The organism is Ruegeria sp. YTSA075 (genome assembly GCF_059610245.1).
The window spans coordinates 1-25,294 of record NZ_JBXWNG010000016.1 but is presented as its reverse complement, the minus strand read 5'-3'; the positions used below and the strand labels follow the sequence as shown (position 1 = coordinate 25,294).

Here is a 25,294-nt window from a genome sequence, read left to right as displayed (position 1 = left end):
ACCCCCCGAAGGTGTTTTTTGGCCAGATGAAGAATGAATCGGTTCTAAAAAGCAAGCTGGTCGCGCAGGCGTTGGCCGAGGGGTTCGTATCCTGTCGGGTGTGTCGGCCGTGGGATGTGCCCCATGTGCCTGAGCGGTTAGAGGCGTTTCTTGAGGCAGGCTATCACGGGCAGATGGGTTGGATGGCGGAACGGACCCATTGGCGGGGTGATCCGGCGGCTTTGTGGCCCGAGGCGCGTTCGGTGATCATGTTGGCCGAGAGTTACACGCCTGAACATGACCCAACCGAGGTCTTGGCGCATCCCGAGCACGGGGCGATTTCCGTTTATGCGCAGAACAAGGACTATCATGACCTGGTCAAAAAGCGCCTGAAGCGATTGGCGCGGTGGTTGATTGCCGAATCCGGCGGCGAAGTGAAGGTGTTCGTCGATACGGCTCCGGTGCCCGAGAAAGCCTTGGGGTACGCGGCGGGGTTGGGTTGGCAAGGCAAACACACCAATCTGGTCAGTCGGGATTGGGGTAATTGGGCCTTTATAGGGTCTGTTTTTACCACGTTGGAGCTGCCGTCGGATGCGGCAGAAGTCGATCACTGTGGATCATGTCGTGCATGTTTGGACAGCTGTCCGACAGATGCGTTCCCGGCCCCGTACAAATTGGATGCGCGGCGTTGCATTTCCTACCTGACCATCGAGCATAAAGGTCCCGTCGACGAGGAATTGCGTGGAAAGCTGGGCAATCGGATTTACGGCTGTGATGATTGTCTGGCGGCTTGCCCGTGGAACAAGTTTGCAGTTGCCGCCAGTGACATCCGATATGCAGCCCGCGATGATCTGAAGGCGCCTGCGCTGGCGGAATTGGCGGGTCTGGATGATGCTGCCTTCCGGGCGAAGTTCTCTGGCTCTCCGATCAAGCGGATCGGGCGGGATCGGTTTGTGCGCAATGTGCTGTACGCTATTGGAAACTCCGGGAAGCAGGCTTTGCGCCCGGTTGCTGAAGCGTTGACCGAGGATCCCGATCCAACGGTGGCTGATGCGGCGCGCTGGGCGGTGCAACGATTGGCCTGAATGCCGCAAACAGGCTGGACGTGTCGGTCCAAACCGCTACACCCATCCAAAGCGAACGAATGGAGGACCCGATGGCGCTGGCTTTGGGGGTGGATACAGGCGGAACCTATACTGATGCGGTGTTGATCCGAGATGAGGTCGAAGTGATCGCCTCGGCCAAATCGCTGACCACGCGGGCTGATCTGGCGATTGGTGTGGGTCAGGCGATTTCGGCTGTGTTGGATCAGGCGCGAGTCACCCCCGATCAGGTCTCCATGGCGTCTCTTTCGACGACCTTGGCGACGAATGCGCTGGTCGAGGGACAAGGTGGCCGTGTCGCTCTGATCTATATCGGATTCAAGGAAAGTGATCTTGAGAAGCATGGGTTAAGGGACGCGTTGAAAGACGACCCAGCGCTGGTTGTGGCCGGTGGACATAGTCATGCAGGTGGCGAGGTTCAGCCGTTGGATATCGAGGCTTTGGAGGGTTTTTTAGACTCTCACAAAGGCGTTTCGGGCTTTGCGGTTGCCGCTCAGTTTGCGACACGCAATCCGGCGCATGAATTGGAAGCAGCGCGGATCATTGCAGAAAGGACCGGTGCGCCGGTCACGTGTTCCCATCATCTGTCGGCCAAGCTAAACGGGCCCAAACGCGCTGTGACGGCGGTGTTGAACGCGCGTCTGATCGGGATGATCGACCGGTTGATCGGGCGGGCACAGGATCAGTTGCTGGCGTTGGGCATTACCGCCCCGATGATGGTGGTGCGCGGTGACGGCGCGTTGATGAGCGCTGAACAGGCACGTGAGAGGCCAATCGAGACGATCCTCAGCGGTCCTGCTGCGTCGATTGTCGGGGCGCGCTGGTTGACGTGGGTCGAGAATGCTTTGGTCTCCGATATTGGCGGGACGACGACCGATGTTGCGTTGATCCGCGATGGGAAACCCGCGATTGATCCGGCGGGGGCGCAGGTTGGCGGGTTTCGCACTATGGTTGAAGCCGTGGCCATGCGGACCCACGGTCTGGGGGGCGACAGCCAGGTTCATGTGGTGACCGAAGGGCTGGGTGGCGGCGTCTTTCTGGGGCCGCGCCGGGTTTTGCCCGTCTCGCTGATCGCATCAGAAGCACCCGGGGTGGTTCATGCGGTGCTGGATGAGCAACTGCGCGCAACAACGATCGGAGAGCATGATACCCGGTTCGCCCGTCGTGTACCTGGGATTCACGCGGATGGCGTTGGCGCGCGGGAAGAGGTTTTGTTGGATCGGCTCGGCGATCAGGTTCTGCCGCTTAGCGATTTGTTGCGGACGCGGATGGAGAACGGGGCGCTCACCCGTTTGGTGGATCGCGGGATCGTGCAGGTCTCAGGCATTACACCATCGGATGCCAGCCATGTGCTGGGGCGGGTTGACGCCTGGGATGCAGATGCAGCGCGCAAAGCATTGGAACTGGTGGCGCGCAAGCGGGTTGGGTCGGGTGATATGCTGGCCAAATCGCCTGAGCAACTGGCGCAGATGATTATCGATCAGTTGACCGAACAAACCAGTTTAACCTTGTTAGAGACTGCTTTTGCCGAAGAAGCTGATGATTTCGGCCTGCCCGCCAAAGACCTTGCCCGCCATGTTCTAACCCAGCGGGGCCTGGCACAACACCGGGGTTTACTGGCTTTGGATGCAGCGTTGAATGTGGATGTGGTCGGGCTGGGTGCGTCTGCCCCCAGCTACTATCCTGCCGTAGGAGAGCGATTGCACTGTCGGATGGTGCTGCCGGAACACGCAGGCGTTGCCAATGCCATCGGCGCGGTGGTCGGGCGGTTGACCTTGCGGCGGTCGGGCACCGTCACATCGCCCTCCGAAGGACGATACCGCGTTCATTTGGAAGATGGGCCGCAGGATTTTGGTGCATCAGATGAGGCGCTGGCGCTGTTGGAACAGGTCTTGCGCGCCGAAGCCGAAGGTGCGGTGCGGGAAGCCGGGGCCGATGACATTCGGGTGGTCGTCGACCGCGACATCCGAACGGCCCGTATCGAAGAACGGGATGTGTTTGTCGAGGCGATGCTGACTGTTGAGGTCAGCGGGCGGCCACGCGTGGCGACGGGATAGCCCCCCTCACGCTTCTGAGAGGGGTCTATACTTACTCTGCCGCGTCGCGTTTGGGCAAGACCCAATCGGGGCGCGGGAAGTGGCAGGTGTAACCGTTGGGAATGCGCTCCAGATAGTCTTGATGCTCGGGCTCTGCGTCCCAAAAATCACCCACGGGTTCAAGTTCGGTCACGACTTTGCCGGGCCACAGGCCGCTGGCATCCACATCGGCAATTGTGTCCAGCGCCACCTGTTTCTGTGCTTCGTCGACGTAGTAAATGGCCGAGCGATAGCTCATCCCGCGGTCATTGCCCTGACGGTTCAGGGTGGTCGGGTCGTGGATCTGGAAGAAGAACTCCAGTAGTTCCCGATAGGTGATGCCTGCCGGGTCAAACCAGATTTCGATCCCTTCGGCATGGGTGCCGTGGTTGCGATAGGTGGCGTTGGGGACATCGCCGCCAGTATATCCGACGCGGGTGCGCGATACACCGGGCAGTTTGCGGATCAGGTCCTGCATACCCCAAAAGCAGCCCCCGGCCAGAACAGCGCGTTCAATGGTCATCAGATTTCCTCCACATGATTCAGGTAATCGCCGTAGCCCTCGGCCTCCATCTCGTCGCGATGGATGAACCGCAGGGCGGCTGAGTTGATGCAATAGCGCAGCCCACCCTGATCACGCGGGCCATCAGTGAACACGTGCCCCAGATGGCTGTCACCGTGTTTCGAGCGGACCTCGGTTCGGATCATGCCATGGGTGGTGTCGCGAAACTCTTCCACATGTTCGTGGATGATGGGTTTGGTAAAACTGGGCCAACCACAGCCGGATTCATATTTGTGGGTCGAAGCAAACAGAGGTTCGCCCGAGACGACATCAACGTAAATGCCGGGTTCCTTGTTGCCCAGATGTTTTCCGGTTCCAGGGCGTTCGGTGCCATTGCGCTGAGTTACATGGAACTCTTCAGGGGAAAGAGCGGCGATGGCCTCGGGGTCTTTGGTATAGCGGGTCATGGCGTCTCCTTTTCTCGGCGTTTGCCCAATATTTGGGGTCTGAGCGCGGGAAAGCAAAGTCATATTTCAGAGGCCTCTCGCCTTCGTGCAAGTGATCTGTGGGCCCGTTTCGGACGTAGAAGTCTTAAAAGGAGGATGGTCAATGTTGAGACTACTGCTTTTGACGGCTTTGATATTGGTGGGACGCGTTGTTCAGGCGGCCCCGCTGGTGGGTGAGTTTGAGTCGATAGATGGCGGCACGCTGTCGATCGAAGACTGGCGCGGGCAACCTGTTCTCGTTGTAAACACGGCGTCGCAATGCGGGTTCACAGGGCAATACGCGGCGCTACAAGATGTGTATGAAACCTACGCGGACCGAGGCCTTGTGGTTCTCGCTGTTCCGTCGGATTCCTTCAATCAGGAACTGGACTCAGCGGAAGAGGTCAAACAATTCTGCGAAATGAATTATGGTTTGACCCTTCCTATGACGGCTATCACACCGGTCACAGGCCAAAACGCGCACCCGTTCTATCAGGCAGTCGCCAGCCAGACAGGCTTTGTGCCCAACTGGAATTTTAACAAGATCCTGATCGACTCCATGGGTGAGGTTGCGGCGACCTTCGGATCGAATGTCAGGCCCAATTCGCGCAAACTTCTGTCTCAGGTCGAAGCGCTGCTGCGCTGAGCGGGTTGCCGGGACATCTGCACGGCCAAGATGCCAAGGGTTGTGACGGCAACGCCCAACAGGTCCAATGGTCCAAGTTTCTCTCCGAGTATGATCGCTGCGACGGCCACGCCAAAGACCGGGTTCAGAAAGTGGAATGTGGCCGCACGGGTGGCGCCGATCCGGTCGAGCAGAAGGAACCAGATCAACGTCGCCAGAAGGCCGGGGAACAGGGTCGTGTAGATGAACGCCAGCGCCAGAGGGACGGTTGGGTTGATGTAGATGCTCTCGAACACAGGGGCGGCAACGAACAGAACCGCCGACCCCACCAGCATTTGAAGACCAACAACCATCATGAAGTTCCCACCCGAGGTCGCACCCCGCACCGCAAGCGTGGCAAAGGTCAGTGCCAGGGCACCAATGCCGCACAGCATCACGCCGAATAAATCAATCCCGGCGGTGATGCGGCTGCTCATGATCAGGGCGACCCCGGCGAATCCGGCCAGAAGGCCGAGTACCCCCAGAGGCCGGAGTTTATCCTCAAGGAACAACCAAGCGGCCAGTGCTACCAGCAGGGGCATGGTCGAAGCGATGATGGCCGCAACAGAAGCTTCGATCGTTTGCATGGCATAGAAGTTCAGACCCAAATACAGGGCATTCTGGCATATACCGAACAGAATAGTCGCCCGCCACTGCGCCCGCGTCAGCGCCCAGCTTTGCCCCATGGCGCGTGCGATGGCGACGCCGATCAGACCAGAAATCAGAAACCGCAGGGCAAGGGAGAACAGAGGTGACGCATCGGCCACAATGATCCGTGCCGAGGTGAAGGCCGATGACCAGATAAAGGCAAATGCCAGCCCCATGGCAATGGCGCGAATGTCCATGGTGATCCCTTGTTAATCTGCCGGGACTGTTTCTGAATTTTAGCAGGTAAGCAAGCTGTCGGTTTTTTGGATCGGTTAGCGTGCTTCGATAAGATGAATGTGGCGTTCTGAGAGTTGGTGACCTTGTTGTCAGCTTTGCGGGACGAAGTGTGAATTCGCTGCGGTTGCGCGAATGTCGGCTACGGTGCTTTTTACCGTCGAAAGATGGCAACTGCGTCAGCAACGAGAGCCGTGTTTGATGCCGCAGTGGACTGATCTTCAAGCAAGCATCCGTCCTCAAGGCCAACGCGGGTAGACCATCGCCTTGCGCGTGCTTCTCGCACAAAATGCCAGACGGTTGCATCAAAGCCGTGCAGTAGAACTGGACGTCGAACGCCTTCCGCCTCCAGAATCGCTTGAATACCTTCCAGCGTGATTTGTGCCTTGCTGAGGTCCTGTTCCTCGATTTCGAACAACACGCGAAAGACCCTGTTTCGTTGGGGCAGGGTAATAAAACGCTCGGCATCTTGAACAGTCGCTATCCCGGCTTCGATTCCAACTCCCTTTGTTTCGAGGAGCGAAAAGATCGCCGGCGCGTCTGCTTCCGATAGATTCACTGAAGCATAGTCCGGGATAATGGACCAGTCGTTGATGCGCTCTCTGGTCAAAGCGACGTCTTTTTCGATCCAAGCCCCCGTTGACACTCCAACCAAAGTACCAGGGCAAGCGCTTCGGATGTCGCGAACAAGCTCGTCAACGTGCGAGAGGCTTTCTTTTCCGTCTGCGTCGCGGGGGTGGATGTGTAACTCTCCTGCCCCAGCAGAAATACTCTCCGCAGCGGCGGTCACTATCGCTTCTTTCGTCAGAGGTAAGGCCGGATGGTAATGTTCGGGGCGTGCACCATTTAAGCAAGCTTGAATAATCATTGCAATTCGATCACCTTTCGTTCTACAGATGCCCGCTAAGCGGGCTGGAGAGCAGACTTTCGTCGCTTAATTGCAAATGCCTTCTGTGTTGGAAGCGTCTGTCGAGCGAGCCAAAGCCTAGGCACAGCCTTCTAGCCAAACATCACTTTGAGTTTCCGGTCTGCAATCGCCAGAGGCGAGTCTAGTAATCCGAGCAGCGCGCTCGTCCAGTTCTACGTCATCTTCAAGAAGATGGAACTGGCCTGGAGCGATGAGCACGGCCAATAGACGATAATACTCTTGGTTGGTGAGCTCAAAGGGGGCTCGGCCGTAGATACTTTCGCTTGCCTCGAAGAAACCTGTCATCCACCCGTCAGGACCGCGTCCCATCTCAACGGTATCAAGCCAGAGTGCGAGTATCTGGTCTTTTGTGAGTTGGCGTTCGAGACCCATCGCAAAGCCTGTCTGGCGTATCTTGCCAATTCCCGGGCGAAACTCGTCGAAACCTAGCCTCTTGGCCAAGGATTGAGGGATTGTAGTTAGACCAGCTCCCGCCGTGGAGAGATCAACGCCAGCATGGGCAAGGAAACCAGGATCTTGCACCAAGATAAGTTGCTTGAGCTGTTCGATGCCCAGATCATCCGGCCCCCGACCGTCAGCGATCAAAGCATCGGCACGTGCTGCGTGCGCATCTGCCTGACGTACAGCATCCCAGTATCCAAGAGCGCCGTAGCCGAACAATCCTGCCAGAACGAGGAACAGCACGCTCAATGCAATCTTGCAGATCCGTCGCATGTCTTCACACCACCCTCGATTAAACTAGTCCTTAACTGACTACTGAAGTCGCGGAAAAATCGAAAGGTCGAAACTGAATTCAACTGCCCTTCGTGCTTTGCGCAGCATCGGTGGTCTGAGCTTCCAGCAGACACCGAAAAGAAAACTGATGCATTCATCCAGATGCAACCTCTTCACGTCCCCAAAAGAAAAAGGGCCCCCAAAACGGCGGCCCTCAATCTGTTCGCTATGAAGGCTAAGATCAGCCGTTCACGCTGTCCTTCAGAGCCTTCGCAATGGTCATTTTGACCACCTTGTCGGCCTCTTTCTTGAACTGCTCGCCAGTGGCGGGGTTGCGCACCATGCGCTCGGGGCGCTCGCGGCAGTAGATTTTGCCGACGCCGGGCAGGGTCACTGCACCGCCCGCCGAAACTTCGCGGGTGATCAGGCCGGTGATGGCCTCCAGTGCGGTGTTCGCAGATTTCTTGTCAGTCCCCATTTCCTCAGCGAGAGCAGCAACCAGCTGAGTCTTTGTCATAGGCTTTGCCATTTCTTGGTCTCCTTAACGTGCCCGATAAATTGGGCCTCACCGCGTAACTGTAACGGGATATTGTGGGTGAACACAACGAATAGTAGCGCCAAAACCCCTAAAAATATGGGGGTTTCGTTGCTTTTTTACGTCACAGAAAGGCTGTTTCGTCGAAAGAGCGCAATTTCCGACTGTGCAGACGCTCCAACGGCATGCCCCGCAGGTGTTCCATCGCCCGTATTCCGATCGCCAGATGGCGGCTGACCTGGGTGGTATAAAACGATGATGCCATACCGGGAAGCTTTAATTCGCCGTGCAGCGGTTTGTCTGACACGCAAAGCAATGTGCCGTATGGCACCCGGAAACGATACCCGTTTGCAGCAATCGTGGCGCTTTCCATATCCAGCGCAATCGCGCGGGATTGGCTGAGCCGCTGCACCGGACCAGACTGATCGCGCAGCTCCCAGTTCCGGTTGTCGACCGATGCCACGGTGCCTGTGCGCATGATGCGCTTGAGTTCGTAGCCTTGCAGCTCGGTCACCTCGGCAACCGCATGTTCCAGCGCAACCTGAACCTCAGCCAGTGGAGGGATCGGCACCCAGACGGGCAGATCGTCGTCCAGCACCTTGTCTTCGCGCAGATAGGCATGGGCCAGAACGAAATCCCCCAGCGCCTGCGTGTTGCGCAGCCCGGCGCAGTGTCCGACCATCAGCCAGGCATGCGGTCGCAAGACGGCGATATGGTCGGTTGCGGTTTTGGCGTTCGATGGACCGACCCCGATATTGACCAGAGTGATCCCTGACCCATCCGCACGTTTCAAATGGTAGGTCGGCATCTGCGGTAGTTTCAGGGGCTGTTCCAGATCTGCATCGGCGGTCGTGATCTCAACATTTCCGGTCGAAACAAAACTGGTGTAGCCGCTTTCGGGGTTGGCCAGTTGTTCACGCGCGTATTTCTCGAACTCCGAGACATAGAACTGGTAGTTGGTGAACAATACGTGGTTCTGAAAATGCCCGGCATCTGTTGCCGTATAATGCGCCAGTCGCGCCAGCGAATAATCCACGCGCTGCGCGGTGAACAAGGCCAGCGGGCCGACCGTATCATGATCGAGCACACCGTTGACGATGTCATCATTGGTTGTGTTCAGATCGGGCACATCGAAGACATCGCGCAGGGTGAAACCGGCGGCGCCCTGTTGCGGCACCATCAGATCCGGATTGTTGGCAACTGCGAAGTGGACAGGGATCGGCGTATCAGATGCGCTGATGGTCACGGGTTGACCATGGTTTTTGATCAGCAGGGCGATCTGTTGCACCAGATAGGATCGGAACAGGTCGGGCCGGGTGACGGTGGTTGCATGAATGCCGGGTTCGGACACGTGGCCAAAGCTCAACCGGCTGTCGACCTGCGCGTAAGACGTTGTTTTAATGCGAATTTCCGGATAGTAGGCTCTGATCCGTTCCTCTGGCGCGCCGTCTTGCAGGGCCGAGGCGAAGTTGTCGCACAGAAACTCGGTGGCTTGTTTGTACAGCAGTTCCAGCCGGGCTACGGCTGCTTTGGGGTCTGTGAATTGTTCCGGTGCGATTGCATCAGGTGTTTTTATTTTTGTCATGCCAGTGGTTCCAGAAGTTCAATCTTTTCAAATGTGCGCACATCTACAAGCCCAAGGTCCGAGATCCGCAGTTCCGGGATCACAACCAGCGCCAGAAGAGAGTGCTGCATATAGGCGTTGTTCAGTGTACAGCCGCAGGCTTGCATAGCCTCAACCATGTTATCGGCCTTGGCTGCAACCTCGGCGGCCGGACTGTCGGACATCAAACCGGCGATGGGCAGTTCGACCATCGCAAGCTCTTGCCCATCGCGGAACAGGGTGATCCCGCCGCCCACGTTGGCCAGCCGGTTGGCCGCCAGGGCCATCTGTTCCCGGTCGGTGCCGACCACGATCATGTGGTGACTGTCATGCGCTACGGTTGAGGCCATGGCCATCTTGCCCTGATAGCCAAAGCCCGAAACAAAGGCATTCGTCACCCCGCCTGTCGCCTGGTGACGTTCCACCAACGCGATTTGGCAGACATCATCTTCGCCCTCGACCAGCCCGCCAATGATCGGCAACTCGGCCTTGAGTGCTTTGGTCGGGGCCTGGTTTTCGACAACTCCGATGACGTTGGCCTGCACCCGGTTGGCCCCCGCTGGGGGTTTAATCTCAAAATCGCCCGCGCTGAGCACGTGGCCCAGATGCACTGTATTGCGGGCGTTGTCGGGCCAGTTCAGATGTGGGCAGTCAACTGTAATTCTACCATTCTCCGCGACCATCTGCCCGCGCGCAATTACAGTCTCAATCGGCAACTTGGATAGGTCGGAACTGAGAATGATATCCGCCCGGCGCCCCGGAGTGACTGAACCGATCTCACGCTCTAACCCGAAATGGGTGGCGGTGTTGATCGTAGCCATCTGCAACGCAATCAGCGGATCGCAGCCGCAGGCAATCGCGTGACGCACAACCCGGTTCATATGCCCTTCGTTCACCAAAGTGCCCGAGTGGCAATCATCGGTGCACAGGATAAAGTTGCGCGGGTCCAGGCCCTGTTCGGTGATGGCGGTGATCTGACTTTCCACGTCATACCAGGCCGAGCCCAGCCGCATCATCGACCGCATCCCCTGCCGCACGCGGGCAATGGCATCGGCCTCACACGTACCTTCGTGGTCATCTGCGGGCCCGCCCGCGACATAGGCAGCGAAATCAGGTCCTAAATCAGGCGAAGCATAATGCCCGCCTACCGTTTTCCCGGCGCGTTGGGTGGCGGCAATCTCGGCCAGCATCTTAGGATCGCCGTGGATCACACCGGGAAAGTTCATCATCTCGCCCAACCCGATAATGCCCGGCCAGTTCATCGCTTCTCGGACATCTTCGGCCGTGATCTCGTAACCCGTCGTCTCCAATCCCGGGGCCGACGGCGCGCAGGAGGGCATCTGGGTGAAGACATTCACCGGCTGCATCATCGCTTCGTCATGCATCATGCGCACGCCATTCAGGCCCAACACATTCGCTATCTCATGCGGATCGGTGAACATTGACGTGGTGCCATGCGGGATCACGGCCCGCGCAAATTCGGCGGGTGTCAGCATGCCGGATTCGATATGCATGTGGCCGTCGCATAGACCGGGCAGGATATAGCGCCCGTCAGCTTCGATGATCTGCGTCTCAGGGCCGATGCAATGCGAAGCATCCGGACCAACAAAGGCAATCCGCCCGTCTGCAATGGCAACCGAGTGGTCTGGCAACAGTTCGCGGCTATGTACATTGACCCATATTCCGCCGCGAATAACCATATCGGCGGCATCGCGTCCGGCAGCAACGGCAATCAAACGAGGGGCGACATCGGGCCAGCTTGGGAAAGGTGTGTATTCCATGGCTCAATTTTCATGAAGTCGCGGTCGGGTGCAACCCCGGTAATTTTGGGTCATCAAATCATCATAAAACCCGTCCGCAGCGCGCCAGCGCTGCCCGGCCCAACCAGAGGAGATGTCCCGCAAGGGGCAGCGACGATGGGCGGGAGCTACCCGATCTCGCGCCTGATCCAATTGGCAAAAGCAACCGCGCCCGGGGTATCCTCAGCCTGAGGGGAAAGCAGCAAATAATAGGCCTCGGGCATTGGGGCGCGATGGTCGAACGGGGCGACCAGCTGCCCTTGTTCGATCAGATGCTCCGCAATGGCGTCATGGGCCAGACAAAGCCCACCCCCCGCCATCACCGCCGACAAACAGACCAGATACGTCGTCGCATAGGTTATCGCAGGTTTTTCCCAATTTAGACCCTGTTCTTCAGCCCAGCTTGCCCAGTTTGACAGCAGGTTCGAACAATCAAACAGCGGCTGTTCTTGAAGGCTGTCCAGGGTGACCGAAAAGCCCGGTGCGCAAACTGGGTAGTAGTATTCTTGCCGCAACAACTCGGTTCGAACGGTATCGGCAGGACGCAGTGAGAATCGGATTTCAACCGCTGCGCCTTCAGCCATTTCTCGGGGCTCCCACAATTCGGTGAAGATGTTCAGATGTACGTCCGGATGTTCGGCTTGAAACGCTGGTAGGCGAGGGGCCAGCCAGTTCACGGCGAAGCTGATGTTGCACTGAACCTGTACAGCATTCTGCTGCGCCCCTGTCACAGCCTGTGTACCACGCACCAGCGTACGAAAAGCCTCGCGCACAACGGGCAGATAGGTGATTCCGGCCTCGGTCAATTCAAGCGCCTTGGGGCGACGCAGGAACAAAGGCTGACCCAGATGTCCCTCCAGCGATTTGATCTGCTGGCTGACAGCGCTTTGGGTCATATTCAGATCACGCGCTGCTCCGGTGAACGAGAGATTGCGCGCCGCTGCTTCGAAAGTGCGCAGCCAGCCCAGAGGTGGAAGAGTGTTCTGCATGTCATAACCTCAGCATAAGTTTTACTAATGAGATAGGTGCGATTTTTTCGTTGGTCAAATTTCCCGGCGCGAGGCAGGTTTTAAATAGTTTAGCTGCCACGGAGCCATGCCATGAGTGTTGCCAATCTTCACCCCAATATCGACCATTGGCCTCAGCGTGTGGATATGGCCGCGACGTTTCGCTGGACTGAACGTCTGATCATGCATGAAGGCGTGGCCAATCATTTCAGTCTGGCTGTGAACGAAGATGGCACGCAGTTCCTGATGAACCCCAATCAGATCTATTTCGGGCGCATTCGGGCCTCGGACCTTTTGCTGTTAGATGCGAATGATCCCGACGTGATGACACAACCCGGCGCGCCGGATCCAACGGCTTGGGGGCTTCACGGCTCGATCCACCGTCACTGTCCCCACGCACGTTGCGTGATGCATGTGCATTCGATCTTTGCGACTGTGCTGGCTTCATTGGCAGACAGCAATCTACCGCCCATCGATCAGAATACGGCCACGTTCTATAACCGCTATGTCATTGACGAGGAATTCGGAGGGCTCGCGTTTGAAAGCGAAGGAGAACGCTGCGCTTCGATGCTGTCGGACCCGAAGAAAAAGGTCATGATCATGGGCAACCATGGCGTTCTGATCATCGGAAGTGACCCGGCAGATGCCTTTAATAGGCTCTATTATTTCGAACGCGCTGCCGAAACCTACATCCGCGCGCTACAAACCGGACAGCCTTTGCGCGTGCTCCCGGACGAGATCGCCGAAAAGACCGCTCAGGAGCTGGATGACTACCCCGATCAGGCCGAGGCGCATCTGCGAGAAATCAAAGCGATGTTGGATACCGAAGGCTCGGATTACGCAACTTGATCTCATACTCGGAGTGACTGCCATGACCGACATCGCTCAGGACGCCGAAGCCGCCCGCTGGAATTACCACCCCGAAGGCCCGGTGGGATTGAACCCGCTGTTTAGCTGGCCGCCGCAACCGGTTGCTGTGCTGAAGTGGTATAGCAGTGCGTGGTTGCAGATCACGGCGCTGACCCTTTGCATGGGCTTGGCCATTGTAGCCTATGCGCTGTTTTTCCCTGGTTTAGAAACGATGACGACCTTTTCGGCCGGTTGGATGTTCCGCATCTGGCTGCTGAACATGGTGCCTCAAATCCTGGTCGCGGGCGGCTTACACTGGTGGCTGTACATGCGCAAAGGGCAGGGCATGTACAAAAAATTCGACCGCCGTGATCTGACCCGCGACAACGGTAATTTCACCTTCCGCAATCAGGTTCTGGACAATATCTGGTGGACGTTGGGCAGCGCGATGACTGTGGCGACCGTCTATCAATGGGTGATCTATTGGGCGATGGCCAACGGCTATGTCCCGACTGTGACCTGGGCCACCGCGCCGATTTGGTTCGTTCTATGGATGTTGTTCATTCCGATGTGGTCGGGCCTGCATTTCTATTGGGTGCATCGGCTGGAACATCACCCGAAGCTGTATAAACACGTCCACGCGGTGCATCATCGCAATGTGAATATCGGGCCGTGGTCCGGGATTTCGAACCATTGGTATGAAAATATTCTCTATTTCACCACCTATTTCATCCACCTGATCATCCCGTCACACCCGTTGCATCTGCTGTTCCACACGTATTTCCAGCAGATCAGCCCGGTCCTGTCGCATTCCGGGTTCGAAAAGCTTAAGGCCGGTGACACCGACGCCGCGCGGGCCGGGGATTTCTTTCACCAGCTGCATCACCGGTATTTCGAGTGCAATTATGGTACCTCGGAGATCCCCTTCGACAAGTGGTTTGGTACCTATCACGACGGGTCGGCTGAGGCGACAACCCGCACGCGGGCTTACAAAAAACAGATGTATACCTAACCCGCTCGCAAGGTGCGTGGGGCCATTCCGAATTCACTCTTGAACGCGCGGGTCAGTGCGCTGGGGTCTTCGTACCCGGCGCGCAACGCGATTTCGGCAATGGTCAGGTCGGTCTCGGATACCAATTTGCGGGCCAGATTTAACCGCAACCGCCGATAAACCTGTGCAGGCCCTGCACCTAACTCGGATTGCATCCGCTGGGAAAGCGCCTTTTGAGACCGACCAACGCGCCGGGCGATCTCGGATATCGGAAGAGGTGTTTCAAGATGTTCCTGCATCAGCGCCAGCGCTTTGTTCACGTATCCACTGGTCGCACCCGCGCCGCCTGTATGGGATCGGGCGGAATCGCGGGTCATGAACAGCTGGGCCACTTCCAGCGCCAACGCCTGCCCCTGATCCCGGCCAATCAGATGCAAAATCAGATCGAACGCTGCCATCGCACCAGAACAGGTGATGCGGTTCCGATCAATCACGAATCTTTCGCGCACCACATCAACATCCGGGAAACGCTCAGTAAATCCTGTCAGTTCTTCCCAGTGAATGGTGGCGCGATGCCCATCCAGAAGGCCTGCCAAAGCCAGCAACCAGCTGCCTGTATCCAAACCGGCCAGAGTTTCATAGCGAGATGCGGCCGATCTGAGACCCGAAAGGGTTTGCCAGCCGCTATGGGCCTGAAACCCGTAGGATGGCATCACCATCAACATGTCACCGCTTGCGTTTTGCAGCCGTTCATGTGGTGCGACCTGCAGGCCCGATGACGATGTCACGGGACCATCCGTCAAAGACAGGAACGTCCAGTGATACAGGTCTCGCCCTGACAGCATATTTGCGGCCCGCAGCGGCTCTACCGTATTGGCCAGGCAGTGGTTCGAAAATCCTTCGAACAGAAGTACACCGATTTGCTGCGGTGCAGCGAAGGATTTAGTCCAGAATCGCATGATAAATGGCTATCTCTGCATGATTAAATTCTCAACCCCGGTCACGATGCGCGTAGGTCCAGATGTGGAGAATTCAGATGCAATATGGTCTGTCCGACGAACAGGAGATGATCGCCTCGACCGTGCGCAGCTTTGTCGAGAACGAGATTTACCCGCATGAAGAGCTGGTCGAACGCACCGGCGAAGTCCCCCAAGAGATCGCGGATGACATCAAGCGCAAGACGATCGAACTGGGCTTTTATGCCTGTAACTTTCCCGAAAGCGTCGGCTGTGCGGGTCTTAACCATCTTGAATTCGCTTTGGTCGAGCGGGAATTGGGCCGTGGGTCGATGGCGCTGAATCATTTTTTCGGACGTCCGCAGAACATCCTGATGGCTTGTGAAGGCGAACAGGTCGAGCGTTACCTGATGCCTGCCGTGCGGGGTGAGCGGATGGATGCGCTGGCCATGACGGAACCCGGCGCAGGTTCGGACGTGCGCGGCATGAAATGCGCTGCCGTGCGCGATGGCGGCGATTGGGTGGTCAACGGGACCAAGCATTTCATCTCGGGCGCTGAGCATGCGGATTTCATTATCGTCTTCATCGCCACGGGTGAGGATCAGACACCCAAGGGACCTAAGAAGCGGATCACCGCCTTTCTGGTGGATCTTGGCACGCCCGGTTTCACGATCCGGGACGGGTATAAGTCGGTCAGCCATCGTGGATACAAGAACATGGTTCTGGATTTTGACGATTGCCGCTTGCCGGACAGCCAGGTTCTGGGCGAGGTCGATGGTGGGTTCGAGGTGATGAACACCTGGCTTTACGCCACCCGGATCACCGTGGCCGCCATGTCGGTCGGGCGCGCGCGCCGAGCCTTTGACTATGCTCTGGATTATGCCGCCACGCGCGAGCAGTTCGGTCAGAAGATCGGCAAGTTTCAGGGCGTATCCTTCCAGATTGCCGACATGATCACCGAAATCGACGCGGCGGACTTGTTGACCCTGGCGGCGGCGGATCGGTTGGACAAAGGCCTGCCCGCGAACCGCGAGATTGCCTCGGCCAAGCTCTACGCCTCTGAAATGCTGGCACGGGTGACGGATGTGGCGATCCAGGTGCATGGTGGGATGGGATTGATGGATGACTATCCGCTGGAACGGTTCTGGCGGGATGCACGGGTTGAGCGTATCTGGGACGGCACCAGCGAAATTCAGCGCCATATCATCAGCCGGGACTTGCTGAGGGCGTTGGGCGCATGAGGCCCCTGGGGCGTGTTTTGAACCCGTCATCGATGGCCGTGATCGGAGGCGGCGCCTGGTGTGCAGACGTCATCACTCAGGCCCGGAAGTTCGGGTTCACCGGCGACATCTGGCCTGTTCATCCCAAGGCGGATCAGGTCTCGGGTGAGTGCGCAGTGCCCTCGATTGCGGATTTGCCGCGCCCGCCAGATGTGGCCTTTATTGGCATCAATCGCCATGCCACGATCCCTGTGGTTTCAGAACTTTCGGCTGCGGGTGCGGGCGGTGCGGTTTGCTTTGCCTCCGGGTTTACCGAAGCCAAGGCCGAAGATGATCAGGGTGCTGATCTTCAGGCCCATTTGGTTGCTGCGGCAGCGGACATGCCGATCCTTGGGCCGAACTGCTATGGCTTCGTCAACGGGTTGGAACGTGCCGCAATCTGGCCGGATCAACACGGAATGCGCCCGGTTGATCGGGGTGTGGCGATCCTGACGCAAAGCTCGAACATCGCCATCAACATGACGATGCAGCAACGCGCGCTGCCGCTGGCCTTCATGCTGACCTGCGGGAACCAAGCGCAGACACATCAAGCCGATATCGCCTCGGCCCTTTTGGATGATGACCGGATCACCGCGATTGGTGTCCATATCGAAGGGTTCGGTGATCTGCGGAAATGGGAGGCTTTGGCCGCAATAGCGCAAGAACGGGGCGTGCCCATCATTGCGTTGAAGATGGGCCGGTCGCAGCACGCGCAGGCGGCGACGATCTCGCACACGGCCTCTTTGGCGGGCGGCGATGCTGGGGCGCAGGCGTTTCTGGATCGTCTGGGCATTGCGCGGCTGGATGATATCCCCAGTTTTCTGGAATGCCTCAAGCTGTTGCATGTTGCGGGACGGTTGGACGGAAACGGTTTGGGCATGATCAGCTGTTCGGGGGGCGAGGCCAGCTTGGCCGCTGACATGGCCGAAGGGCGAGACCTGCATTTTCCACCCCTGACAGCTCAACAACGAACGGACCTACGCGCCGCTCTGGGTCCGATGGTGGCGTTGGCAAATCCGCTGGATTATCACACCTATATTTGGCGGGATACCGAGGCGATGACCCGCGCCTGGTCGGGGATGACTGGGCCGGACAAAGCCATGACCATGGCCATCGTTGATTACCCACATACGGACGCGACAGATTGGGTGTGTGCCACGCAGGCCGCGTTGAACTGCGTTGTACAAACAGGTCGACCATTCGCGGTGACAGCAACCTTGCCGGAGCTGATGCCTGAACACGTAGCGCAGCAGTTATCAGATGGTCGGGTCGTGCCCTTTGCCGGGCTGCATGAGGCATTGTCTGCCGTTGAGGCCGCGGCGCGACCTTTGCCGCCCGCCTCTGATCCGGTGTTGCTGCCCTCGGATACACCTGCAGATCAGGTTCTGAGCGAGGCAGAGGCGAAATCGGCCCTCGCGGGGTTTGGTCTACGCATCCCGCGCAGTTGTGAGATTGCAGCGCAAGGCGCAACGCAGATTCCAGACGACCTGCAAGAGCCGTTTGCCGTGAAAGGCGTCGGACTGGCGCATAAGACCGATCATGGCGCGGTTCGGCTGGGTGTTATGCGATCTGATCTGGTCGAAACCGCCAGATCGATTGGCACCGATACGGTGTTGATCGAAGAAATGGCAACCGGATCAGTCGCCGAGTTGTTGATCGGTGTGACCCGCGATCCGGCGCATGGCTATGTTCTGACCCTCGGGGCCGGAGGGGTGCTGACGGAAATCCTGCATGACACGGTTTCGGTACTGATCCCGTCCTCTCGGGCCGTAGTTCGGGCGGCGCTGGACAAGCTGGCCTGTGCACCCCTCTTGACGGGGTATCGTGGCAAAGCTGCCGCCGATATGGCCGCGATTCTGGAAGCAGTCGAGGCTGTTCAGAACTATGTCATTGCCAATGCGGCAACAGTCGAAGAAGTTGAGATTAACCCGCTGATCTGCACCGCCGATGGCGCGGTTGCAGTGGATGCGCTAATCCGAAAGGCACGCCAATGAGTCCGATCAAAACCCGCCGTGATGGCGCCATCCTCGAAGTTACTTTGGACCGTCCCAAAGCCAATGCGATTGATCTGGCCACGAGCCGGATCATGGGCGAAGCGTTTCAGGAATTTCGGGACGATCCCGAGCTGCGCGTGGCGATTCTGACGGGTGGAGGAGAGAAGTTCTTTTGCCCCGGCTGGGATTTGAAAGCAGCCGCTGATGGGGATGCGGTGGACGGTGACTATGGCGTCGGTGGGTTTGGAGGGTTGCAGGAGCTGCGCGGCCTGAACAAGCCTGTGATCGCGGCAGTGAATGGTATCGCCTGCGGTGGCGGGCTGGAACTGGCGCTGAGCGCTGACATGATCATCGCAGCAGATCACGCCAGTTTTGCCCTGCCCGAGATACGGTCAGGGACGGTTGCAGACGCGGCCAGCGTCAAGTTGCCCAAACGCATCCCGTATCACATTGCGATGGAGCTGTTGCTGACCGGACGCTGGTTCGACGCGGATGAGGCGCATCGTTGGGGGCTGGTCAACGAAATCGTGCCCGGCGATCAACTGATGGATCGCACCTGGGAACTTGCGCGGTTGTTGGCCAGCGGCCCACCTCTGGTCTATGCCGCGATCAAGGAGATCGTGCGCGATGCCGAGGATGCGAAGTTTCAGGATGCAATGAATCGGATCACGAAGCGACAGCTGCCCAGCGTGGATGTTCTCTATGGGTCCGAGGACAATCTGGAGGGCGCGCGCGCCTTTGCTGAAAAGCGCGATCCTGTTTGGAAAGGGCGGTAGGGGGCTCCGCCTCCGGCGCGGCAAGCCGCACCTCCCCCAAGGTGTTTTTGGCCAGATGAAGTTCGGATCAGCTGCGCTCGAACAGTGCGATCAATGCAGTGTCGTCTTTGTTGGGGCCGGCGGCGAGATCGCCGTAGATTTTGACTTTGGGCAGGGAGAGGTTTCGAATCCGACCCTGTTCCAACTGGCGGAACGCATCGGCAAAGCCCAGTTTTTCGAAATGCTTCGTGTTGATCGACAGCGCGAATTGAGCGCCGGGACGTGCGACGCGCAGCAAGCTGGGCAGTACCTCGGGACCGAGGTGCCCGTGGGTGAAAGTGCCTGAGGATACGATGCCGGAATAGCTGTGGCGCGGCACAGGGATACCGGTGTTGAGGTCGGCTTCGATCGCATCACGGTAGATATCCTTGCGCATGGCCTGTCCCAGCATTTCCGCGCTTATATCGGTGGCGTCTATCGGGCCTACGCCTAAGCGGGTCAGAACTGCTCCGCAAAGGCCGGTGCCTGCGCCCACGTCCAATACTGGGCCCTGCCCAAAGGCGCTTACAAAGGCGCGCGCGGTGTGGATATGCAGCTGATAATCCTCGCGCGCGGCAAAACCGTCATCATAGTCGCCTGCCCATTCGGCATAGAGACGTTTGTTATCCTCGGGCGAGGTCAGCGCATAGGCGGCGTGCAGGTCGGGTGTTTTCTGGGCCATGCTTTTATGAAAGGCGCAGGAGGGGATTCGAATCAAGTCGTCCATGAGGTGCTTGCATCCCGGTTCCGTCCAGATCATCTAGGGGGGATGACACGAACGCTTTTCTCTTTTGGCCATGGCTATTCGGCGCAGGCTTTGTCACGCCGGTTGGCTCCGGATGGGTGGCACATCATCGGAACCACCCGCAGCGCCGATGGCATGGCTGCGATCCGAGCGTCTGGTGCCGTGCCCTTGGTCTGGCCTGGTGAGATACCGGATCTGAACGGTGTAACACATGTTTTGATTTCCACTGCGCCGACCGAAGAGGGTGATCCTGTTCTGGCCGCGCTGAGGGATGAGATCGCAGCGCGGGCTGCTCAGTTCACTTGGGTGGGGTATTTGTCGACCACGGCGATCTATGGCGATCATCAAGGCGATTGGGTGGATGAGGCGACCCCGCCTGCGCCAACGGCGAAGCGGGGACGCTGGCGCTTGATTGCCGAGGAGCAATGGGCTGCCATTCCAGGGCTGCCTGTCCATATCTTCCGTCTGGCGGGAATCTATGGGCCGGGGCGGGGGCCGTTTTCCAAGCTCAAACGCGGTGGGTTGCGGCGGATCATCAAGCCGGGGCAGGTGTTTTCACGCATCCATGTCGACGATATCGCGCAGGTTCTGGTGGCCTCTATGACAGCGCCCAATCCGGGGGCAGTGTACAATGTGTGCGATGACGAACCGGTGCCGCCGCAGGATGTGATCGGCTATGCAGCCGAGCTACAGAGACTGCCCCTACCGCCAGCCGTGCCCTATGACCAAGCTGATCTGACCCCCATGGCACGCAGTTTTTACGATGAGAACAAACGCGTTCGGAATGATCGGATCAAGGATGAGCTTGGGGTACAGTTGCTGTACCCCAACTATCGTGTTGGCCTTGAGGCGTTGCTGAAAGGGCAATAGCCCGGTTCATCGCGCTGCCGCCTTGATCATGTCTGCCGCTTTTTCAGCAATCATTATTGTGGGTGCGTTGGTATTGCCTGATACCAGTGTCGGCATGATCGAGGCATCGACAACCCTTAGCCCGTCGATCCCGCGTACTTTGAGTTCGGGGTCGACCACGGCCATATCATCCTGGCCCATTTTGCAGGTCCCGACGGGGTGATAGATCGTATCGGCGCGGGCGCGAATATGCTGTTCCCAATCCGCATCCGTGGTTGCAGTGTCGGTTCCGAACATTTCGGATTGCCGGAACGGGGCCAAAGCGGGGGCTTGCATGATCTCGCGCATCATGCGGGCGCCTTTGATCATGGTTTCAAGATCGCGGTCATCGGACAGGAATCCGGGATCAATGGCGGGGGCGGCAAACGGGTCGGCGCTGTGCAGCCCCACCGAACCACGGCTGTGCGGGCGCAGTTTGCAGACATGGCAGCTGTAGCCGTAGCCATAATGCAGTTTTCTGGCGTGATCATCGACCAGCGCGATGGCGAAATGCAGCTGGATATCGGGGCGGTCGAGACCCGGCGAGGTCTTTAGAAATGCGCCCCCTTCGGCAAAGGGTGTTGCCGCCATCGACGCGCCGGTTTTGCGCCAACGCCAGAGGTGGCCCAACAGGCGTGCCGCACCGATGAGACCTAGGCCGAAATTATCCGTGTCCTTGCTTTTGTAAGCCAGAATGAAATCCAGATGGTCCTGCAGGTTCTTGCCTACACCGGGCAGCGCGTGCCGGACGGGTATTCCGTGCCGCTGCAACTCATCCGCTGCGCCGATCCCAGACAGCTGCAGCAGTTGCGGCGATTGAAGCGCCCCGGCGCAGATCAGCACTTCTAGTCTGGCAGATACACTGAGGTCGGGGCCTTTCGCCTTTCGTTTGTAGACCACTCCGGAGGCGCGTTTACCTTCAAAGGTCAGTTCCTTCGCGTGAGCATAGGTGATCACTTTCAGGTTCGGACGATCCATCACCGGGTGAACATAAGCGGCTGCGGTGGAACAGCGTTCGCCATTTCTGTCCGGGTCATGAAACTGGGTCACCTGATACAGGCCCACGCCCTCATTATTGCCGCGATTGAAATCTTCGGTGCGTCTATGTTGCAGTTGTTCTGCCGCCTCTACAAAGGCATGGGTCACTGGGCGCGGTTCTTTTTGATGTGACACCTGCAGCGGGCCTTTGTCGCCATGCAAATCATCGCCGCCCTGTTCGTTGTTTTCGGACTTTTTGAAATAGGGCAAGACGCTGTCCCAATCCCAACCGATGCACCCTTGATCGGCCCAGCCATCATAGTCCTGTCGCTGCCCACGTACATAGAGCATCGCGTTGATGGCGCTTGATCCGCCTAGTGCTTTGCCACGCGGCTGATAGCCTTTGCGCCCGTTCAAACCGGGTTGAGGAACTGTCTCGAACGCCCAGTTGCTGATCTTTGGGCGCCCCGGTAACGCGGCGACGATGGCGGCGGGCATTCTTATGATGAGGTGATCGCCCGGCCCCCCGGCTTCGAGCAAGCAAACCGTTTTTTGCGGATCTTCGCTCAGGCGGTTGGCAAGGACAGATCCCGCCGATCCGCCACCGACAATGACATAGTCAAATTCCATTCAAGTGCCTTTAACATTTTGGGGGCGCCGCGTGATGTAGGGGTCAGGGGAACGGCGCGTGGTAATAGCGCCGACTGTGCCCGAGCGGGATGTGAAAATACAATCGCCAATTTCAGTCAGGACACAGGGTCATTGTGTCGGTATCGTCAGGGTGGCTGGAATCACACTATGATCAATAACAAAAAACTATCAAAACAATCCAAAAAGAAAACTTATTCTCATGGTTTTGCTTTGATATACGAGGCGCGACGCAAGAGATCAGAGAAGAAACCGCACCAGCGTTCTGGGCTTAGGCTTGAAAACGATATCGGTGACATCTTTCTGTGATCTTGTTGATTGCAAGTTTTACTGCGCAAAGCCGCAAGTCCTTAGCCAGCATTGGAGATCGATATGGATGGAAGTGATAACCCCAAAACGGGCGTATGCCCCGTGATGCACGGTGCCGGGACACGATCAAATCGTGACTGGTGGCCCAATCAACTGAACCTGTCGATCTTGCATCAGCATGCGCCAGCTTCGAACCCGATGGATGCTGACTTCGACTATGCCGAAGAATTCCAGAAACTGGATATGAAGGCGCTGAAAGACGACCTTTATGCGCTAATGACGGATTCACAGGACTGGTGGCCCGCAGACTACGGGCACTATGGTGGTTTCTTCATCCGGATGGCCTGGCATAGCGCGGGAACCTATCGGACGGCGGATGGCCGCGGCGGGGCTTCGACCGGCAACCAGCGGTTTGCGCCGATCAACAGTTGGCCGGACAATGGCAACCTGGACAAGGCGCGCCGCCTGCTGTGGCCGATAAAGCAGAAATACGGTAACCAGATTTCCTGGGCTGACTTGATGATCCTGGCTGGTAACTGCGCCATCGAGTCGATGGGCGGCAAGACCTTTGGCTTTGCCGGTGGTCGCGTGGATATCTGGGCGCCCGAGGAAGACATCTATTGGGGGTCCGAGACCGAGTGGCTTGCGCCGACCGACAATCCCAATAGTCGTTATTCAGGTGAGCGGGATTTGGAAAACCCACTGGCCGCGGTGCAGATGGGTCTGATCTATGTGAACCCCGAAGGTCCGGATGGTGAACCGAACATTCTGGCCTCGGGTCGCGATATCCGCGACACCTTTGGACGGATGGCGATGAATGACGAGGAAACCGTCGCTCTGGTCGCAGGTGGCCACACCTTTGGTAAAGCGCATGGCGCAGGTGACCCCGACCTGGTTGGTCCGGACCCTGAATCCGCCCCGATTGAGGACATGGGCTTTGGCTGGATCAATAAGTTCGGGTCCGGCAAGGGCGACGACACCACCACCAGTGGTATCGAAGGTGCATGGACCGCCAACCCGATCAAATGGGATAACGGCTTTTTCGATCTGCTGTTCGGATATGACTGGAACCTGACCAAAAGCCCCTCGGGCGCATATATATGGGAGCCGGTCGGCGTCAAAGAAGAAGACATGGCCCCAGCGGCGCATGATCCGTCGAAAAAGGTCAAAACCATGATGACCACCGCCGACATGGCGATGCGCATGGATCCGATCTATGGCCCGATCTCGAAACGCTTCCATGAGAACCCGGACGAGTTCGCCGATGCCTTCGCCCGCGCATGGTTTAAGCTGACTCACCGCGACATGGGCCCACGCGCGGCCTATATCGGTCCGGAGGCCCCGACCGAGGAGCTGTTGTGGCAAGACAACGTTCCCGACGTCGATCACGATCTGGTCGATGATGCGGATGTGGCTGATCTCAAAGCCAAGATCGCCGCAACCGGCTTGTCGGTGTCCGAGCTGGTCTCGACCGCCTGGGCTTCGGCATCGACCTTCCGTGGGTCGGACAAGCGTGGGGGGGCTAATGGAGCCCGCATCCGTCTTGCGCCGCAGAAAGACTGGGATGTGAACGAGCCGATGAAGCTGTCCAAGGCGCTGGGCGCGTTGGAAGGTGTTCAGGCTGCGTTCAACGATGCGCAGTCCGGGGGCAAGAAAGTGTCGCTGGCCGATGTGATCGTTCTGGCCGGTGCTGTAGGTGTCGAACAGGCAGCGAAAGCGGGTGGTCAGGATGTCGAGGTTCCGTTCACGCCGGGCCGCACTGATGCGACGCAAGAGCAGACGGATGTGGACAGTTTCGCAGTGATGGAGCCCGCCGCTGACGGATTCCGGAACTATCAGAAGGCTGACTATACCGTTTCACCTGAAGAACTGCTGGTAGACCGTGCACAGCTGCTGACCCTGTCAGCACCCGAAATGACCGTGCTTGTGGGCGGTCTGCGTGTTCTTGGCGCCAACTTTGGTGACAGCAAACATGGCGTGTTCACAGATCGCGTCGGAACGCTCAGCACGGATTTCTTCACCAACATTCTGGACATGAGCACAGAATGGAAGCCGTCTGGCAAAGGCGTATATGAAGGCCGCGACCGCACAAGTGGCGAGGTCAAGTGGACCGGTACCCGCGTCGATCTGGTTTTTGGCTCGAACTCGCAATTGCGAGCGCTGGCCGAGGTCTACGGTCAGGCCGGTGCCGAGGGTAAATTCGTATGTGACTTTGTCTCGGCCTGGAACAAGGTGATGAATGCGGACCGCTTCGATCTGAAGTAATCCCGCTTTGATTGCAGGAATATCGCCGCCCGAGGAGACTCGGGCGGCGTTTTTTGTTGGTCCGACTCTCGGGCGCATACCAAGCATTGGGTACGATTCCACCAGATGGTTGGCTTTTGCCGTAACTACAGCACAGGATCGGCAGGAATTCGGTATGGTTCATGTATCTAACCTATTGTTATTATTGTCATTAGTAAGTTTTCGCCGAGAAATGTGAAGTTTTTTCAAAATGGGGGTTGCAGGTGTCAGACCTAATCCGTAAATACCCCTTCACCGGCGGCGCTGAGGTTGTTGTTGGGACGCTGGCGACGGCGGAGACTGGCCGGAGAGACGGTTGAGACG

Annotated in this window: 22 protein-coding genes; 10 read left to right on the top strand and 12 right to left on the bottom strand. The window is 58.0% G+C overall.

The features are described from left to right. Positions 1-26: 26 nt before the first annotated feature. Positions 27-1,064, top strand: coding sequence for a tRNA epoxyqueuosine(34) reductase QueG (gene queG / locus AC2FGE_RS18985; RefSeq protein WP_496820857.1), 1,038 nt, complete (start codon positions 27-29; stop codon positions 1,062-1,064). Between the two features lie 71 nt (positions 1,065-1,135). Next, positions 1,136-3,139, top strand: a complete 2,004-nt coding sequence (locus AC2FGE_RS18980; protein WP_496820876.1) for a hydantoinase/oxoprolinase family protein — start codon at positions 1,136-1,138, stop codon at positions 3,137-3,139. 31 nt (positions 3,140-3,170) lie between these two features. On the opposite strand, the gene msrA is transcribed toward AC2FGE_RS18980, so the two are convergent. Continuing rightward, entirely contained in the window at positions 3,171-3,680 is a 510-nt protein-coding gene (gene msrA, locus AC2FGE_RS18975; RefSeq protein WP_496820856.1) for a peptide-methionine (S)-S-oxide reductase MsrA, read from the bottom strand. After that, positions 3,680-4,126, bottom strand: a complete 447-nt coding sequence (gene msrB / locus AC2FGE_RS18970) for a peptide-methionine (R)-S-oxide reductase MsrB (protein WP_496820855.1) — start codon at positions 4,124-4,126, stop codon at positions 3,680-3,682. The genes msrA and msrB overlap by 1 nt, the downstream gene beginning before the upstream one ends. A 142-nt stretch (positions 4,127-4,268) precedes the next feature. Between msrB and AC2FGE_RS18965 the strand changes: the two genes are divergently transcribed. Beyond that, the gene (locus AC2FGE_RS18965) at positions 4,269-4,790 is read left to right on the top strand and encodes a glutathione peroxidase (protein WP_496820854.1); all 522 of its coding nucleotides are present in this window, start codon (positions 4,269-4,271) and stop codon (positions 4,788-4,790) included. Here AC2FGE_RS18965 and AC2FGE_RS18960 read toward each other — a convergent pair. From AC2FGE_RS18960 to AC2FGE_RS18930, 7 genes are all read right to left on the bottom strand, one after another. Next, positions 4,766-5,653 (bottom strand): DMT family transporter, encoded by an 888-nt coding sequence (locus AC2FGE_RS18960; protein ID WP_496820853.1) that lies wholly within the window; start codon positions 5,651-5,653, stop codon positions 4,766-4,768. The genes AC2FGE_RS18965 and AC2FGE_RS18960 overlap by 25 nt on opposite strands. 191 nt (positions 5,654-5,844) lie before the next feature. Next, positions 5,845-6,558, bottom strand: a complete 714-nt coding sequence (locus AC2FGE_RS18955) for a 3-keto-5-aminohexanoate cleavage protein (RefSeq protein ID WP_496820852.1) — start codon at positions 6,556-6,558, stop codon at positions 5,845-5,847. A gap of 117 nt (positions 6,559-6,675) precedes the next feature. Beyond that, entirely contained in the window at positions 6,676-7,332 is a 657-nt protein-coding gene (locus tag AC2FGE_RS18950; RefSeq protein ID WP_496820851.1) for a transglycosylase domain-containing protein, read from the bottom strand. Between the two features lie 241 nt (positions 7,333-7,573). Beyond that, entirely contained in the window at positions 7,574-7,861 is a 288-nt protein-coding gene (locus AC2FGE_RS18945) for an HU family DNA-binding protein (RefSeq protein WP_496820850.1), read from the bottom strand. A 130-nt stretch (positions 7,862-7,991) separates the two neighbouring features. Beyond that, on the bottom strand, positions 7,992-9,452 hold the full coding sequence (locus tag AC2FGE_RS18940; RefSeq protein ID WP_496820849.1) for an AMP nucleosidase: 1,461 nt from the start codon (positions 9,450-9,452) through the stop codon (positions 7,992-7,994). Then, the gene (gene ade, locus AC2FGE_RS18935) at positions 9,449-11,251 is read right to left on the bottom strand and encodes an adenine deaminase (RefSeq protein ID WP_496820848.1); all 1,803 of its coding nucleotides are present in this window, start codon (positions 11,249-11,251) and stop codon (positions 9,449-9,451) included. The genes AC2FGE_RS18940 and ade overlap by 4 nt, the downstream gene beginning before the upstream one ends. A gap of 146 nt (positions 11,252-11,397) precedes the next feature. Further along, on the bottom strand, positions 11,398-12,258 hold the full coding sequence (locus AC2FGE_RS18930; protein ID WP_496820847.1) for a LysR family transcriptional regulator: 861 nt from the start codon (positions 12,256-12,258) through the stop codon (positions 11,398-11,400). Between the two features lie 111 nt (positions 12,259-12,369). On the opposite strand from AC2FGE_RS18930, the gene AC2FGE_RS18925 reads away from it, so the two are divergent. Both AC2FGE_RS18925 and AC2FGE_RS18920 read left to right on the top strand, forming a co-directional pair. Further along, positions 12,370-13,125 carry a class II aldolase and adducin N-terminal domain-containing protein gene (locus AC2FGE_RS18925; protein WP_496820846.1) on the top strand — a complete coding sequence of 252 codons (756 nt, stop codon included), beginning with the start codon at positions 12,370-12,372 and terminating at the stop codon, positions 13,123-13,125. 22 nt (positions 13,126-13,147) lie between these two features. Then, the gene (locus AC2FGE_RS18920; RefSeq protein ID WP_496820845.1) at positions 13,148-14,137 is read left to right on the top strand and encodes a sterol desaturase family protein; all 990 of its coding nucleotides are present in this window, start codon (positions 13,148-13,150) and stop codon (positions 14,135-14,137) included. Here AC2FGE_RS18920 and AC2FGE_RS18915 read toward each other — a convergent pair. Further along, complete coding sequence (locus tag AC2FGE_RS18915; RefSeq protein ID WP_496820843.1) at positions 14,134-15,075, bottom strand: GlxA family transcriptional regulator; 942 nt, start codon at positions 15,073-15,075, stop codon at positions 14,134-14,136. The two genes, AC2FGE_RS18920 and AC2FGE_RS18915, sit on opposite strands and share 4 nt — an antisense overlap. Before the next feature lie 77 nt (positions 15,076-15,152). On the opposite strand from AC2FGE_RS18915, the gene AC2FGE_RS18910 reads away from it, so the two are divergent. The 3 genes from AC2FGE_RS18910 to AC2FGE_RS18900 are packed head-to-tail and all read left to right on the top strand — an operon-like array spanning position 15,153 to position 19,101. Further along, positions 15,153-16,313, top strand: a complete 1,161-nt coding sequence (locus AC2FGE_RS18910) for an acyl-CoA dehydrogenase family protein (RefSeq protein WP_496820841.1) — start codon at positions 15,153-15,155, stop codon at positions 16,311-16,313. Beyond that, the gene (locus tag AC2FGE_RS18905) at positions 16,310-18,325 is read left to right on the top strand and encodes an acetate--CoA ligase family protein (RefSeq protein ID WP_496820840.1); all 2,016 of its coding nucleotides are present in this window, start codon (positions 16,310-16,312) and stop codon (positions 18,323-18,325) included. Before AC2FGE_RS18910 ends, AC2FGE_RS18905 begins: the two co-directional genes overlap by 4 nt. Then, the gene (locus AC2FGE_RS18900) at positions 18,322-19,101 is read left to right on the top strand and encodes a carnitinyl-CoA dehydratase (protein WP_496820839.1); all 780 of its coding nucleotides are present in this window, start codon (positions 18,322-18,324) and stop codon (positions 19,099-19,101) included. Before AC2FGE_RS18905 ends, AC2FGE_RS18900 begins: the two co-directional genes overlap by 4 nt. A 67-nt stretch (positions 19,102-19,168) precedes the next feature. On the opposite strand, the gene AC2FGE_RS18895 is transcribed toward AC2FGE_RS18900, so the two are convergent. Then, on the bottom strand, positions 19,169-19,801 hold the full coding sequence (locus tag AC2FGE_RS18895) for a class I SAM-dependent DNA methyltransferase (protein ID WP_496820838.1): 633 nt from the start codon (positions 19,799-19,801) through the stop codon (positions 19,169-19,171). Between the two features lie 87 nt (positions 19,802-19,888). Between AC2FGE_RS18895 and AC2FGE_RS18890 the strand changes: the two genes are divergently transcribed. After that, positions 19,889-20,734, top strand: coding sequence for an SDR family oxidoreductase (locus AC2FGE_RS18890; protein WP_496820837.1), 846 nt, complete (start codon positions 19,889-19,891; stop codon positions 20,732-20,734). A 6-nt stretch (positions 20,735-20,740) separates the two neighbouring features. On the opposite strand, the gene AC2FGE_RS18885 is transcribed toward AC2FGE_RS18890, so the two are convergent. Further along, positions 20,741-22,360 carry a GMC family oxidoreductase gene (locus AC2FGE_RS18885; protein WP_496820836.1) on the bottom strand — a complete coding sequence of 540 codons (1,620 nt, stop codon included), beginning with the start codon at positions 22,358-22,360 and terminating at the stop codon, positions 20,741-20,743. 390 nt (positions 22,361-22,750) lie between these two features. Here AC2FGE_RS18885 and katG point away from each other — a divergent pair, with 390 nt between their 5' ends. Next, entirely contained in the window at positions 22,751-24,952 is a 2,202-nt protein-coding gene (gene katG / locus AC2FGE_RS18880; protein ID WP_496820835.1) for a catalase/peroxidase HPI, read from the top strand. Positions 24,953-25,294 lie beyond the last annotated feature (342 nt).

What these genes read in the sequence shown, in the direction of transcription:
- queG (WP_496820857.1), top strand. Translation starts at nt 27, where the DNA reads ATGAAGAATGAATCGGTTCTAAAAAGCAAGCTGGTCGCGCAGGCGTTG.
- AC2FGE_RS18980 (WP_496820876.1), top strand. Translation starts at nt 1,136, where the DNA reads ATGGCGCTGGCTTTGGGGGTGGATACAGGCGGAACCTATACTGATGCG.
- msrA (WP_496820856.1), bottom strand. Translation starts at nt 3,680, where the DNA reads ATGACCATTGAACGCGCTGTTCTGGCCGGGGGCTGCTTTTGGGGTATG.
- msrB (WP_496820855.1), bottom strand. Translation starts at nt 4,126, where the DNA reads ATGACCCGCTATACCAAAGACCCCGAGGCCATCGCCGCTCTTTCCCCT.
- AC2FGE_RS18965 (WP_496820854.1), top strand. Translation starts at nt 4,269, where the DNA reads ATGTTGAGACTACTGCTTTTGACGGCTTTGATATTGGTGGGACGCGTT.
- AC2FGE_RS18960 (WP_496820853.1), bottom strand. Translation starts at nt 5,653, where the DNA reads ATGGACATTCGCGCCATTGCCATGGGGCTGGCATTTGCCTTTATCTGG.
- AC2FGE_RS18955 (WP_496820852.1), bottom strand. Translation starts at nt 6,558, where the DNA reads ATGATTATTCAAGCTTGCTTAAATGGTGCACGCCCCGAACATTACCAT.
- AC2FGE_RS18950 (WP_496820851.1), bottom strand. Translation starts at nt 7,332, where the DNA reads ATGCGACGGATCTGCAAGATTGCATTGAGCGTGCTGTTCCTCGTTCTG.
- AC2FGE_RS18945 (WP_496820850.1), bottom strand. Translation starts at nt 7,861, where the DNA reads ATGGCAAAGCCTATGACAAAGACTCAGCTGGTTGCTGCTCTCGCTGAG.
- AC2FGE_RS18940 (WP_496820849.1), bottom strand. Translation starts at nt 9,452, where the DNA reads ATGACAAAAATAAAAACACCTGATGCAATCGCACCGGAACAATTCACA.
- ade (WP_496820848.1), bottom strand. Translation starts at nt 11,251, where the DNA reads ATGGAATACACACCTTTCCCAAGCTGGCCCGATGTCGCCCCTCGTTTG.
- AC2FGE_RS18930 (WP_496820847.1), bottom strand. Translation starts at nt 12,258, where the DNA reads ATGCAGAACACTCTTCCACCTCTGGGCTGGCTGCGCACTTTCGAAGCA.
- AC2FGE_RS18925 (WP_496820846.1), top strand. Translation starts at nt 12,370, where the DNA reads ATGAGTGTTGCCAATCTTCACCCCAATATCGACCATTGGCCTCAGCGT.
- AC2FGE_RS18920 (WP_496820845.1), top strand. Translation starts at nt 13,148, where the DNA reads ATGACCGACATCGCTCAGGACGCCGAAGCCGCCCGCTGGAATTACCAC.
- AC2FGE_RS18915 (WP_496820843.1), bottom strand. Translation starts at nt 15,075, where the DNA reads ATGCGATTCTGGACTAAATCCTTCGCTGCACCGCAGCAAATCGGTGTA.
- AC2FGE_RS18910 (WP_496820841.1), top strand. Translation starts at nt 15,153, where the DNA reads ATGCAATATGGTCTGTCCGACGAACAGGAGATGATCGCCTCGACCGTG.
- AC2FGE_RS18905 (WP_496820840.1), top strand. Translation starts at nt 16,310, where the DNA reads ATGAGGCCCCTGGGGCGTGTTTTGAACCCGTCATCGATGGCCGTGATC.
- AC2FGE_RS18900 (WP_496820839.1), top strand. Translation starts at nt 18,322, where the DNA reads ATGAGTCCGATCAAAACCCGCCGTGATGGCGCCATCCTCGAAGTTACT.
- AC2FGE_RS18895 (WP_496820838.1), bottom strand. Translation starts at nt 19,801, where the DNA reads ATGGCCCAGAAAACACCCGACCTGCACGCCGCCTATGCGCTGACCTCG.
- AC2FGE_RS18890 (WP_496820837.1), top strand. Translation starts at nt 19,889, where the DNA reads ATGACACGAACGCTTTTCTCTTTTGGCCATGGCTATTCGGCGCAGGCT.
- AC2FGE_RS18885 (WP_496820836.1), bottom strand. Translation starts at nt 22,360, where the DNA reads ATGGAATTTGACTATGTCATTGTCGGTGGCGGATCGGCGGGATCTGTC.
- katG (WP_496820835.1), top strand. Translation starts at nt 22,751, where the DNA reads ATGGATGGAAGTGATAACCCCAAAACGGGCGTATGCCCCGTGATGCAC.